The 12,542-nt window shown below is 70.2% G+C and carries 14 protein-coding genes; 10 read left to right on the top strand and 4 right to left on the bottom strand.

The window, feature by feature from the left end; genetic code table 11:
- Positions 1 to 81 precede the first annotated feature (81 nt).
- Together BW982_RS07780 and BW982_RS07775 are read left to right on the top strand one after the other, a co-directional pair.
- Complete coding sequence (locus BW982_RS07780) at positions 82 to 627, top strand: MarR family winged helix-turn-helix transcriptional regulator (RefSeq protein WP_076491584.1); 546 nt, start codon at positions 82 to 84, stop codon at positions 625 to 627.
- Between the two features lie 89 nt (positions 628 to 716).
- Positions 717 to 971, top strand: a complete 255-nt coding sequence (locus BW982_RS07775; protein ID WP_076491581.1) for a hypothetical protein — start codon at positions 717 to 719, stop codon at positions 969 to 971.
- Between the two features lies 1 nt (position 972).
- Here BW982_RS07775 and BW982_RS07770 read toward each other — a convergent pair whose 3' ends face one another.
- Complete coding sequence (locus BW982_RS07770) at positions 973 to 1,290, bottom strand: DUF7882 family protein (protein WP_076491578.1); 318 nt, start codon at positions 1,288 to 1,290, stop codon at positions 973 to 975.
- A 111-nt stretch (positions 1,291 to 1,401) separates the two neighbouring features.
- Here BW982_RS07770 and BW982_RS07765 point away from each other — a divergent pair, with 111 nt between their 5' ends.
- A complete protein-coding gene (locus tag BW982_RS07765; RefSeq protein WP_022879211.1) occupies positions 1,402 to 1,719 on the top strand; it encodes a DUF7882 family protein in 318 nt (105 codons plus the stop codon).
- Positions 1,720 to 1,721: 2 nt separating this feature from the next.
- Here BW982_RS07765 and BW982_RS07760 read toward each other — a convergent pair whose 3' ends face one another.
- Entirely contained in the window at positions 1,722 to 2,048 is a 327-nt protein-coding gene (locus BW982_RS07760) for a DUF7882 family protein (RefSeq protein WP_076491576.1), read from the bottom strand.
- A gap of 119 nt (positions 2,049 to 2,167) precedes the next feature.
- Between BW982_RS07760 and BW982_RS18170 the strand changes: the two genes are divergently transcribed.
- From BW982_RS18170 to treZ, 7 genes are all read left to right on the top strand, one after another.
- Positions 2,168 to 2,305 (top strand): hypothetical protein, encoded by a 138-nt coding sequence (locus BW982_RS18170; protein ID WP_175611055.1) that lies wholly within the window; start codon positions 2,168 to 2,170, stop codon positions 2,303 to 2,305.
- A gap of 42 nt (positions 2,306 to 2,347) precedes the next feature.
- Positions 2,348 to 3,025 (top strand): GTP pyrophosphokinase, encoded by a 678-nt coding sequence (locus BW982_RS07755; RefSeq protein ID WP_076491573.1) that lies wholly within the window; start codon positions 2,348 to 2,350, stop codon positions 3,023 to 3,025.
- A gap of 22 nt (positions 3,026 to 3,047) precedes the next feature.
- Positions 3,048 to 3,893, top strand: coding sequence for a transposase (locus tag BW982_RS07750; protein WP_076491570.1), 846 nt, complete (start codon positions 3,048 to 3,050; stop codon positions 3,891 to 3,893).
- On the top strand, positions 3,890 to 4,372 hold the full coding sequence (locus tag BW982_RS07745) for a glutaminase (protein ID WP_076491568.1): 483 nt from the start codon (positions 3,890 to 3,892) through the stop codon (positions 4,370 to 4,372). The genes BW982_RS07750 and BW982_RS07745 overlap by 4 nt, the downstream gene beginning before the upstream one ends.
- Before the next feature lie 81 nt (positions 4,373 to 4,453).
- Positions 4,454 to 6,676 (top strand): glycogen debranching protein GlgX, encoded by a 2,223-nt coding sequence (gene glgX, locus BW982_RS07740; protein WP_254845538.1) that lies wholly within the window; start codon positions 4,454 to 4,456, stop codon positions 6,674 to 6,676.
- Positions 6,677 to 6,682: 6 nt separating this feature from the next.
- Positions 6,683 to 9,064 (top strand): malto-oligosyltrehalose synthase, encoded by a 2,382-nt coding sequence (gene treY, locus BW982_RS07735; RefSeq protein ID WP_076491565.1) that lies wholly within the window; start codon positions 6,683 to 6,685, stop codon positions 9,062 to 9,064.
- Positions 9,065 to 9,089: 25 nt separating this feature from the next.
- Positions 9,090 to 10,841 (top strand): malto-oligosyltrehalose trehalohydrolase, encoded by a 1,752-nt coding sequence (gene treZ, locus BW982_RS07730; protein ID WP_076491562.1) that lies wholly within the window; start codon positions 9,090 to 9,092, stop codon positions 10,839 to 10,841.
- A 24-nt stretch (positions 10,842 to 10,865) separates the two neighbouring features.
- On the opposite strand, the gene BW982_RS07725 is transcribed toward treZ, so the two are convergent.
- Positions 10,866 to 11,693, bottom strand: a complete 828-nt coding sequence (locus BW982_RS07725) for a tryptophan-rich sensory protein (RefSeq protein ID WP_076491559.1) — start codon at positions 11,691 to 11,693, stop codon at positions 10,866 to 10,868.
- A gap of 91 nt (positions 11,694 to 11,784) precedes the next feature.
- The gene (locus BW982_RS07720) at positions 11,785 to 12,507 is read right to left on the bottom strand and encodes a glutamine amidotransferase-related protein (RefSeq protein ID WP_076491556.1); all 723 of its coding nucleotides are present in this window, start codon (positions 12,505 to 12,507) and stop codon (positions 11,785 to 11,787) included.
- Positions 12,508 to 12,542 lie beyond the last annotated feature (35 nt).

The following is a 12,542-nucleotide window of genomic DNA, read 5'->3' as shown; positions in this document are numbered from 1 at the left end:
GCCGATATATTTACCATCGTACCTGTACGCCATACGAATCGGCCGGGGCTCCGTCGTGCGCCGCTGACGTAGGATGCCGAGGTGGAGAACGCCTCGCAATCGTCGCGCTACTGGTACGGGGGAAGCGACGAAGACCGCCGCCGTCGCGCGGTGGAAGTGCTTCAGGCGTTCCGCGTGTACCGTGCAGCCGAGGTCGCGATGCGCCGTCGGACCCGCGAGTCGATGTCGATGGGCGAGAACGAGCTCCTCGTGCTGCGCTACCTCTTGCGCGCCTCCGGGCAGGGCCGTCAGGTCTCACCGAGCGAGCTGACCCGCTACCTCGGCGTCTCGACGGCGTCGACGACGGCGATCGTCGACCGGCTCGAGAAATCCGGACACGTCACCCGGGTGCCGCACCCCACCGACCGGCGCAGCATCTACATCGTGGCGACCGCCGCGAGCGACGCCGAGGTGCGCGCCACCCTCGGTTCCATGCACTCGCGCATGATGGCGGCCGTCGTCGACATGACCCCCGAGGAGGCCGCGACGGTGATCGCCTGCCTCGGCCGACTTCAGGACGCCGTCGATCAGGTCGACCCGCACCACGAGGCCGCGGAGTCGTCGATGGGGGCCGACGTCTCGCTCTGACCGCGATGCACTCCGCGCGTAAGAAACTAGGAAGCCTAGTTGAATTCTGAGTATTAGGAATCGGTCCGCGTCCGTGGAACCATGAGGTCATGGACGAAAACGCGATCGAGGCACGCACGAGCGTGACCGCCGTCGACGCCGTCCAGACGGTGGACGGCGTGCCGGTGGCATCCCTCCACTCTGTCGTCACGCGACTTCGCCTGGACTACCCCGGAGAAGACCCCGTGCACATCGAGACGGTGGTCCTGCGCGAGTGGGAGGCGTTCTCCGCCGGACGCCCGCTCGTCGTGCCGACCGCCGTCGAGGAGGGCGCACGCGAGATCCTGGACCAGCGCTCGGCCTGACTCAGGTCTTCGGTACTTCGCCCCCGGGTTCCGGCACGAGCAGCAGCCCGCCGGAGGAGTTCGCCGAGTTGGCCAGTTCCTCGATCCACGCGCGGCTGAGCAACGCCGGTTCCGGGTCGTCGAACACGAAGCGCAACGGGATCGAGGGATGCAGCCACACCGTGCTGCGCCCCACTTCCTGCCCGGGTCCGTGCGTCCAGGACAGCGTGAAACTCTCGCCGCGGCGAAGCTTGGTGGCGATCACGACCTTGACGTGCGCGAGCGCGCGATCCTCGATCTCGATCGGGGTCGCGACATCGCCGTAGTACAACGTTCCCACGTCGGCCAGTCAACACCGCCGACCTGCCCGCGCCCGGGGGCTTGATTCGACGGCCCGTGCCATGGCATTCGCGCGGCGGCCACGCGCGGGTGTTCGGATAGGCTCGCTCCCATGGGCCGCTTCATTTACGACACCGTCGCGAACGCCGTCGACATCGATGACCGCACGCTGGCGCACCTCCGCATCGTCGTGATGAACAAGCTCCGGCGCTCGGAGTCGTTCATGTTCGACGTCGAAGTCGGCGACGGCAGTGGGCGCCGTAGCTTCTGGATGCACCCGTCGGTGCCGATCCAGTTCCACTTCTACGGAAGCCGTCAGCCGCGCATCAACCGCGTGTGGGTCGAAGACCTCATGCTGGCGGCCTCGGGTCCGAACGGGCTCGCGATCACCCCCGAGCCGTCGGAGGACACCCTCGTCGAAGAGGGCTGACCTCAGCGCTTCGACGCGCCCTCGACGGGGGCGATGTCTTCGGGGACGAGCATGATCCCACCGGACGAGTTGGCCGAATCCGCCAGGCGCTCGATCCACTCGCGACTGAGCTTCGTGGGCTCGGCGTCGTCGAAGACGAAGCGGAGCGGGATCGCCGGGTGCAGCCACAGCGTGCTGCGTCCGCGCGGCTGGTCGTCGGGGTGCTGCCACGAGAGCGTGAAGCTCTCGCCGCGGCGGAGCTTGGTCGAGATGACGACCTTGAGATGGGCGAGGGCCCGGTCGTCGATGTGGACCGCCGTACCGCTGCCACCGTAGAAGATCGTGCCCATGCCGTCCACGATACCGGCGGCGCTCCGGGCAGGTACGTGGCCTTCGCCGGGGTGTCAAGGCCACCCGTTGCGCGAGACGGCTCTGTCAGGGTGGACTCACCCACCCAAAGGACCCCGCCGTGAGCGACAGCCGATTCCCCCCGATCCCCGAACCGGGCGACGCCGACGACCTCCCAGAGGTGTTCGATCAGCTCACCGGGATCGACGTCGTCGACGGTGAGCTGATCCCGCGCTCGTCTCCGCCCGCGGCTGAGTGACCTCCCAGGGCGCTCGTAGCAGTCGCCGGTAGCGTCGGATACATGTCCGACCCGCTGGAGGATCAGCAGATCACGGTGTCCGGCGCCTCGCTCCGCGCGATGCGCGACGAATTCCAGCGTTTCCTCATGGAGTACCGGTTCGGTCTCGCCGAGGTCGAGACGAAGATCACGATCCTGCGCGAAGAGTTCCAGGAGATGCACGACTACAACCCGATCGAGCACGTCTCGAGCCGGGTGAAGTCGCCCGACAGCCTCGTGGACAAGGTGCGGCGCAAAGGCATCGAGCCGGACTTCGACTCGATCCGCAGCACGATCACCGACATCGCCGGTATCCGCATCACCTGCAGTTTCGTCGACGACGCCTACCGGCTGTCGAATCTGCTGACCCAGCAGGACGACATCACCATGCGCGACGTGAAGGACTACATCGCGCGGCCCAAGGAGAACGGGTACAAGAGCCTGCACGTCATCGTCGACGTGCCGGTCTTCCTCTCGACCGGGCGCGTGGACGTCCCGGTCGAAGTGCAGTTCCGCACGATCGCGATGGACTTCTGGGCGAGCCTCGAGCACAAGATCTATTACAAGTACGACCGGCTCGTCCCCGACGAGCTGCTGGCCGAACTCAAGGACGCCGCCGACACCGCCGCCGAACTCGACGCCCGCATGGAACGACTGCACCGGCAGATCCGCGGCCCGCGCCCCGGGGTGGTCCCGCTCTGACCGAACGGGTCACAATGGGGGGATGAGCGACGCGGCGACTCTCCTCGACGAGATCGCGTCCGAGTTGCTCGCCCTTCCCCCGGCCCGGTTCACCGAGGCGCGCAACGATCGCGCCGCGGAGATCGGCGGCACCGTCGGTCGCCGCATCGCGAAGCTGCGCAAACCGACGCTGGCGGCGTGGGCGGTCAACCTGCTCGCGCGCGACGGTCAGCTCGCCGAGGCCGTCGAGTTGGCGCAGGCGCTGCGCGAGGCGCAGGACGACGCGGATGCCGCGGAGATGACGCGCCTCGGTCGTCAGCGTCGTCAACTGGTCGCCGCCCTCGCGCGGCGCGCGGCCGATCTCGCCGCCGGGGCCGGCTCGCCCCTCAGCGCGACGATGCGGGACGCGGTCGAGAAGACGGTCAACGCGGCCATCATCGACCCGCATGCGGCGGCGATCGTTCTCACCGGGCGGTTGGTGGCATCCGTCGATCTCGCCGACGACGTCGATCCGAGCGCGGCGGTGGCCGGATCCGTCCCGGACGGGATCGCCGTGGACGAGGCCCCCGCGCGCGACGACCTCGCTCAGCGCCGGGCGCGCAAGGCCGCGGAGCGCGCGATCCGTGACGCGGAACGGGCACGCACGGAGGCCGACCGTGCGCTCACCGGGGCGAAGACGCGCGAGGCGAACGCGCGGGAACGCGCGGATCGGATCCACGAGCGGCTGGGGACCCTCCGCGCCGAGATCGCCCGGGTGGAGAAGGATGCCGAGGCGGCCCAATCGGCCGTCGACGCGGCGGAGGAGGAGACCGCGGCGGCGCGTGCAACCGCGACCGCACGCGCGCGCGACCTCGACCGCGCCCGCTCCGCGGGGGAGGGGATGTCGTGAGCGCGATCGAAGAACTGCTCTCCGCGGCGCGCGCCCGGCTCTCCGGGGCGCCGCGCGAGCGGCTCGGCGAACTGCAGGAGGGGCGGCGTCTGCTCGGCATCCCGCGTGCTTCCCGCATCGTCGACCGCGGGCGCGCCTGGCATCTGGGCGTGCTGCTGCTCGCCGAGGACGGTGTCCTCGCCACCGGCGACATCGTGCGCTCGCGCGCCGAAGTCCGCCGCGGCTTCCCGGCCGAATCGCAGCGCCGTCGCGCCGAGCTCGCCGCCGCCGCGCACCGCGGAGGCGTGCCCGAGGGCGAGACGGTGCACATCGGATGGCATCCGCTCGATCTCGCCTCCCTCGACGACCGATCGGCACCGCTTGCGCTGCGCGACGGGGATCCCGCGGTGAAGTGGAGCGCGCAGGGCGGGTACATGCCGCTGGCGCGGTACCTCGACGAGCGGATCGACCTCCTCGTCCACCCGCCGGAGCGCGCGTAGCAGCCCACACGCATAGTCGGCGGCGGGGGTGCTGTCAACGACGATGACCCCGCTCATCGGGCGTAACTTCCCTGGTCTATCGTGAGCGACGTGCAGCAGGTATGGCCAGGATCCAGTTATCCCCTCGGGGCCACGTACGACGGCAACGGGACGAACTTCGCCCTCTTCAGTGAGGGGGCGGAGCGCGTCGAGTTGTGCCTGTTCGACGGGGAGGGGAACGAGACGTGCTTCGAGCTCGTCGACGTCGACGCCTTCGTCTGGCACGCGTACCTCCCGAACATCCAACCCGGGCAGCGGTACGGCTACCGCGTGCACGGTCCCTACGACCCGGCGAACGGTCAGCGGTTCAACCCGTCGAAGCTCCTGCTCGATCCCTACGCGAAGGCCGTCGAGGGGCAGATCGAGTGGGGCCAGCCGGTCTTCAGCTACGAGTTCGGCGACCCGGACTCGTTCAACGATGAGGACTCGGCCGCGCAGATGATGAAGGGCGTGGTCATCAACCCGTTCTTCGACTGGACCGGCGACCGCCGCCCGAAGACCCCCTACGCCGAGAGCTTCATCTACGAAGCCCACGTCAAGGGACTCACGAAGCTGCACCCCGACGTCCCCGAGGAACTGCGCGGCACGTACGCCGGCATCTCCCACCCGGCGATCATCGACCACCTGCGCAAGCTCGGCGTGACCGCGATCGAGCTCATGCCGGTGCACCAGTTCGTCAACGATTCGACGCTCGAGGACAAGGGCCTGTCGAACTACTGGGGCTACAACACCATCGCCTTCCTCGCGCCCCAGAACACCTACTCCTCCACCGGCGACCACGGTCAGCAGGTCCAGGAGTTCAAGGCCATGGTCAAGGCGCTGCACGCCGCCGGCATCGAAGTCATCCTCGACGTGGTCTACAACCACACCGCCGAGGGCAACCACATGGGCCCGACGCTCTCGATGCGCGGCATCGACAACGAGGCGTACTACCGTCTCGAAGACGACGACAAGCGCTACTACACCGACTACACCGGCACCGGCAACAGCATGAACGTGGGCAACCCCCACACGCTGCAGCTCATCATGGACTCGCTGCGCTACTGGGTGCTGGAGATGCACGTCGACGGATTCCGGTTCGACCTGGCATCCACGCTCGCCCGCGAGTTCTACGAGGTGGACCGCCTCGCCACCTTCTTCGAACTCGTCCAGCAGGACCCGGTGGTCTCGCAGGTCAAGCTCATCGCCGAGCCGTGGGACGTCGGCCCCGGCGGCTACCAGGTCGGGAACTTCCCGCCCCAGTGGACGGAGTGGAACGGCAAGTACCGCGACACCGTCCGCGACTTCTGGCGCGGCGAGCCGCAGGCCCTGGGCGAGTTCGCCTCGCGCCTGACGGGCTCGGCCGACCTCTACGAGCACTCGGGCCGTCGGCCCGTGGCATCCATCAACTTCGTCACCGCCCACGACGGCTTCACCCTCCGCGACCTCGTCTCGTACAACGAGAAGCACAACGAGGCCAACGGCGAGGACAACAACGACGGCGAATCGCACAACCGCTCCAGCAACATGGGCGTGGAGGGTCCGACCGACGACCCCGAAGTGCGTAAGCGCCGTGCCCAGCAGCAGCGCAACTTCATCGCGACGTTGCTGCTGAGCCAGGGCGTCCCGATGCTGCTGCACGGCGACGAGCTGGGCCGCACGCAGGGCGGCAACAACAACGGCTACGCGCAGGACAACGAGATCACGTGGGTGGACTGGTCCAGCGTCGACCACCCGCTCATCGAGTTCACCGCGGCCCTCGCCCGCCTCCGCAAGGAGCACCCCACCTTCCGCCGCAGCCGGTTCTTCGACGGCCGCCCCGTGAAGATGGAGGAAGGCGACAACATCCCCGACGTGGTGTGGCTCCGCCCCGACGGCACGCTCATGCAGCCGGAGGACTGGGACTCCGGCTTCGGCCGCGCGGTGGGCGTGTTCCTCAACGGCCAGGGCATCCGCGAACGCGATCGCCGCGGCGAGACCATCAGCGACGACCACTTCCTGGTGCTCTTCAACGCCGGCGACGAGCCGGTGGACTTCCACGTGCCCGACCTCGAGTACTCGCCCGAGTGGGACGTGTACGTCGACACCGCGGGCGAGCGGGCGAACACCGAGCCGATCCTCCCGGGCGAGGCTCTGCAGCTCGAGCCGAAGTCGCTCATCGTGCTGCGCGAGCACCACCTGCCCGAGCCCGAGATCGACCACACGGTGGCCGCGTCCCTCACGGCGCAGATCGCCATCACCGCCACCGACGACCTGCCCGGGCAGGCCCCCAAACCGGAGCTCTGATCCAGAATGCGGCATCCGCTTTCGACCTACCGCCTGCAGATCCGCGAATCCTTCCCCCTCGACACCGCCGCCGAGGTCACGGGCTATCTCCGTGACCTCGGGGTGTCGTGGGCGTATCTGTCGCCACTGCTCGAGGCCACGCCCGGGTCGGATCACGGCTACGACGTCGTCGACGTCACGCGCGTCGACCCCGCGCGCGGCGGCGCGGAGGGGCTGGCGCGGTTCGCCGAAGCCGCCCGCGCCGACGAGCTCGGCATCCTGATCGACATCGTGCCCAACCACATGGGCGTGTCCGAGCCGCGCGCGAACGCGTGGTGGTGGGACGTGCTGCGGCAGGGGCGCGCCTCGGCCCACGCCGACGCGTTCGACATCGACTGGGAGTTCGGTGGTGGAAAGGTGCGCGTGCCCGTGCTCGGCGCCGACCTCGCCGAGGCGATCGACGAGATCTCCTACGACCCGACGCCCGCGGCGGACGCCCCCGACGGACTGATCCGCTATTACGACCACGTGTTCCCCGTGGCGCCGGGGACCGCGACCGCGGACGTCCGGGCGCTCCTGGACGCGCAGAACTTCGAGCTGCGGTTCTGGCAGGACGAGGCCGCCGACCTGAACTACCGTCGCTTCTTCGCCGTCACGACCCTCGCCGGCGTCCGCGTCGAACGGCCCGAGGTCTTCGACGCCACCCACGCCGAGATCCTGCGGTGGGTGCGCGAGGGCATCGCCGACGGCCTGCGCGTGGACCACCCCGACGGTCTCGTCGACCCGGGCGGGTACCTCGACCGACTCGCCGTCGCGCTCGAGGAGGCCGGCGACGGCGAGGTCGGCTACGTGCTCGGCGAGAAGATCCTCGAGAGCGGCGAAGCGCTGCCGTCGTGGTGGAAGACCGCCGGGACGACCGGATACGACGCGCTCGCCCAGATCGACCGCGTGCTCACCGACCCGGCGGGGGAGGCGGCGCTCGACGCGCTCGATGCGCGGCTGCGCGCCGACAGCGGCCTGCCCGCCCTCACGGGGTGGCACGACCTCATCCACGACACCAAGCGCAGGATCGCCGACTCGATCCAGGTGTCGGAGATCCGTCGACTCGTGCGGGGGCTCCACGCGCAGCTCCGCGAGGAGTTCGGAGCCGACGTCCTTCAGGACGCGCTGGCCGAGATCCTGGCCTGCTTCCCCGTGTACCGCTCGTACCTGCCCGCCGGTCGCGAGCACCTCGACGCCGCCGCGGGCGAGGCCGAGGTGCGCCGTCCCGAGCTCGGCGACGTGATCGAGAAGCTCGTCCCGGTGCTGGCCGACACGAGTCTGGAAGTGGCCTGGCGCTTCCAGCAGACGACCGGTCCCGTCATGGCCAAGGGCGTCGAAGACACCGCGTTCTACCGCTACACCCGGCTGGGGTCGCTCACCGAGGTGGGCGGCGACCCGGGGGAGTTCTCCCTCGACGTCGCGGGCTTCCACACGGCGCAGGCTCTGCGGCACGCGTCGTGGCCCACCGCCATGACCACGCTGTCGACGCACGACACCAAGCGCGGCGAGGACACGCGCGCCCGCATCGCGGTGCTCGCCGAGATCCCCGCGCGGTGGGCCGAGGTGCTCGACGAGTTCCGTGGGATCGCCTCGACCGGTCACGGGCCCTTCGACGCGCTGCTGTGGCAGGCGATCGTCGGGGCGTGGCCCGCGTCGGCATCCACCCCCGAGGGGCTGAAGGACTATCGCGAGCGCCTGCACGCGTACGCCGAGAAGGCGGCACGCGAGGCGAGCGAGGTCACCGGATGGTGGGAGCAGGACGCGGCGTTCGAGGAGCGCATGCACGCGGTCGTCGACGCGGCCACCGGTCCCGCCGCCGAGCGCGTCCGCGCCTTCGTCGACGAGATCTCCCCCGCGGGCTGGTCCAACGGCCTGTCGGCCAAGCTGCTGCAGATCATGGGCCCGGGCGTCCCCGACGTCTACCAGGGTTCGGAGCTGTGGGAGCAGTCCCTCGTCGACCCCGACAATCGTCGCGCGGTGGACTTCGCCGAGCGACGTCGGCTGCTCGCCGAGATCGACGCGCCCGGGGCGAGGCCCCCGGCGGTGGATGCCACGGGCGCGGCGAAGCTGCTCGTGACCTCTCGTGCGCTGCGCCTGCGCCGCGAGCACCCGCTCGAGATCTACCGTCCGCTGGAGGCGGCGGGCGTGGCATCCGATCACGTCGTGGCGTTCGACCGCGGCGGCGTGTTCGCGGTCGCGACGCGTCTGCCGCACGGGCTGGCGGCGGCCGGCGGATGGCGCGACACCGTGGTGTTGCTGCCCGAGACGCCGGTGATCGATGTGCTGACCGGTCGTGCCTTCGCCGGCGGTCCCACGCCCCTCGCCGACCTGCTGGGTGTGTACCCGGTGGCCCTGCTGATCTTCTGATCCCTCACGCGTAAGGAACGACCACATGAGCATCGACGTCTGGGCGCCGAAGGTGCAGCGGGTGCGACTGCGCCGGCTCGATGACAGCGGCGACACCGTCGTCGAGGACATCGAGATGGAGCCGGCGTCCGGCGGATGGTGGACCGCCCCCGTCGTCCTCGCCGACGGCGAACGCTACGGCTTCGTCCTCGGTGACGGCGACGACCTGCGCCCCGACCCGCGCTCGCGGCGGCAGCCCGCGGGTGTGCACGAGGCATCCGAGTGGTTCGACCCGTCGACCTTCTCCTGGACGGATGCCGCCTGGACGGGGCGTCAGCTCGCCGGAGGCCTCATCTACGAACTGCACCTCGGCACCTTCACGCCCGAGGGCACCCTGGATGCCGCGATCGGACGCCTCGACCACCTCGTCGACCTCGGCGTGACCCACGTCGAGCTGCTGCCGGTCAACGGCTTCAACGGCGTCTGGAACTGGGGCTACGACGGCGTGCTCTGGTACACCGTGCACGAGGCGTACGGCGGCCCCGCCGCGTACCAGCGGTTCGTGGATGCCGCCCACGCGGCGGGGCTCGCGGTCGTACAGGACGTCGTCTACAACCACCTCGGACCGTCGGGCAACTACCTGCCGGAGTTCGGGCCGTACCTGCGCGAGGGCAGCCGCAACACGTGGGGCGACTCGATCAACCTCGACGAGGACGCCGTGCGCGCCTACATCGTCGAGAACGCCCTCATGTGGATGCGCGACTACCACGTCGACGGGCTTCGCCTGGATGCCGTGCACGCGCTGCTCGACGAGCGCCCGGTGCACGTGCTGCAGGAGATCGCCGAACGCACCGACGCCTTGTCGGCGCACCGCGGCATCCCGCTCACGACCATTGCCGAGAGCGACATGAACGACCCCAAGCTGATCCTCCCGCGCGAGGCGGGCGGGTACGGGCTCACCGCGCAGTGGTCGGACGACTGGCACCACACCGCGCACGTCGCGCTCACGGGGGAGACGATCGGCTACTACGAGGACTTCGCCGCGATCGAGGCGTTCGAGAAGGTGTCCGAGGGCGGGTTCTTCCACGACGGCACCTATTCGACGTTCCGCGGTCGCGCCCACGGCAACCCCGTCCCCGCCGAGGTGCCGAACTGGCGCCTGGTGACCTTCGCACAGGATCACGACCAGATCGGCAACCGGGCCGCCGGCGATCGCCTCTCGCCGTCGTTGCCGTTCGACCGTCTCGCCGCCGCGGCCGTGCTCACCCTCACCGCCCCCGGCACGCCGATGGTGTTCATGGGAGAGGAGTGGGGCGCGACGACCCCGTGGCAGTTCTTCACCTCGCACCCCGAGCCCGAGCTCGGCGAGGCCACCGCGAAGGGTCGCGTGGCCGAGTTCGAGAAGATGGGCTGGGACGAATCGGTCGTCCCCGATCCCCAGGACCCCGAGACCTTCCACCGGTCGAAGCTCGACTGGTCGGAGCTCCAGGGCGAGGACCACGCCCTCCTCCTCGGCCTGTACCGCGAACTCGCACGCCTGCGGCGGGCGCGGCCGGAGTTGACCGATCCCTCGCGCACGGGCCTGTCCGCGCGGGCGCTCGACGCCGCCGGTGGCCGCGTGTACGAGCTGCGCCGGGGCGACCTCGTCGTGCTCGTGAACCTCTCGGATGCCGAGGCGGCGGTGCCCGTGGCATCCGGGTCCGGTGTGCTGCTCGCCACGGTCGAGGGGGCGATCCTCGCGGACGGGCTGCTCACCGTGCCCGCCGGGGGCAGCGCGATCGCGGCCCCCGCACTTTGACGCGGGGGCTCGCGTCCCGCGGCGTCAGTCGACCGACGGACGGATGAGGCGCAGACCCGACACCACGGCCGGCGGAAGCAGGACGATGAGCGCGACGATGATCGCGGCGATGGCGATCGGGGTGCTCGTCGGCGATCCGGTGAGACGCTCCACGGCGAGCCACGACAGTCCCCACGCGAGGGCGAGCGCCGGCGCCACCCGCCAGTCGCTCCGCCACGCGATGGCGAGGCCGATCAGCGCGACGACGACCAGCACCGTGACACCGATCGCACTCGCCGCGCCCTCCCAGGACGGCGGCACGACCGTGGTCAGCCAGGCCGCGGTGTTGGCGACGGTCGCAAGGGTGACCCAACCGAGGTGCAGCCCCGTGACCCCGTCGATCAGGACGGAGTCGACCACGCCGCCGCGCGGATCGCGCGTGTGCACCGCCGTGCGGAACGCCCAGCCCAGCGCGATCAGCAGCAGCACGATCACGACGACCGTGAGGAACAGGGTGCCGAAGCGTGCGGCCACCAGCCACAGCCCGTTGAGCACCATCGTGACGGCGATGGGCCAGCCCATCGCGCGCTGTCGGTCGGAGGCGCGCTGGCGCGGCAGGGCCTGCCAGACACCGTAGACGATGAGTCCGAGGTAGATGACCGACCAGATCGAGAACGCCGGCCCGGCCGGGGCCAGATACGAACCGTCGGTGTTGAGGGCGCCGCCCTGCTGGTCCTGGACGGCGGTGTTGCCGAAGGCCCCCGCCCCGATCACCGCCGCGATGAGCATGAACGACAGGGCGGACAGGACGACGATCTGGCGCCCGAGGTCGGAGCCGCGCGTGGTCTTCGTGACGTGATCTCTCGCGTTCATAGAAAGAACACTAGATAAGCTAGCCAGTTCTCCGCTCCGGCTTGACAGCGATCGAGCCGTCGTGCGGTCGGACTCGCGCCGGGGCCGCGGGTCAGGCGGCGAGGGCGGCGAACGTGCGGAGCAGGAGGGTCGGCTGATCGACCGACGCGGTGCGGACGTGCGCGGCGACCTCGTCGAACGCGTCGGCGTCGAAGTAGCCCGCCGCGCGGTAGACGGTCATCCGCGCGACGAAGGCGTCCGCGGTCGGCTCGGGGTGGAACTGCGTCGCCCACAGGGCCGCACCCGCCCGGTAGGCCTGAACGGGACAGTCGTCGTTGCGCGCGAGCAGCGTCGCACCCGGGGGTGCGACCGCGGTCCCCTCCTTGTGCGCGGTGAGAGCCTCGAAACGGGGGTTCAGGATGCCGAACAGCTCGTCACGCCTTCCCTCGTCCGTCAGCGCGATCTCGGCGGGGCCGGTGCCCTCGGGGTGATCGAGGGTCACGACGCCGCCGAGGAGACGCGTGACGACGCCGATCCCGAAGCACGTGAACAGGGTCCGGGTCCGCCCCTCCAGCCCCGCGGATGCCAGGGACTCCAGGTCGCGCTCGAGGCGCAGCTGTTCGTCGGTCTTGTCCGGGTCCGTCACGTTGAACGGACTGCCCCCCACCACGACTCCGGCGTAGCGCTCGAGGTCCGCCGGGAGCGGTGCGCGGACGAGATCGTGATGCACGAGGTCGTCGTCGGTCACGCCCAGCCCGTCGCGGAACGATGCCCATTCGGCGACGGCCGCCTCGCGCTGCGGGCGTGCGCAGACGTAGAGGAGTCGACCGGTCACCCAGGGATTCTATGCGTGTCGGGCGCACGCCCCCA

Origin of the sequence: Microbacterium sp. RURRCA19A, assembly GCF_900156455.1 — a bacterium.
Taxonomy (GTDB): Bacteria; Actinomycetota; Actinomycetes; order Actinomycetales; family Microbacteriaceae; genus Microbacterium.
The sequence above is the reverse complement of the archived record's forward strand: the minus strand, read 5'-3'. Positions and strand labels throughout refer to the sequence as shown.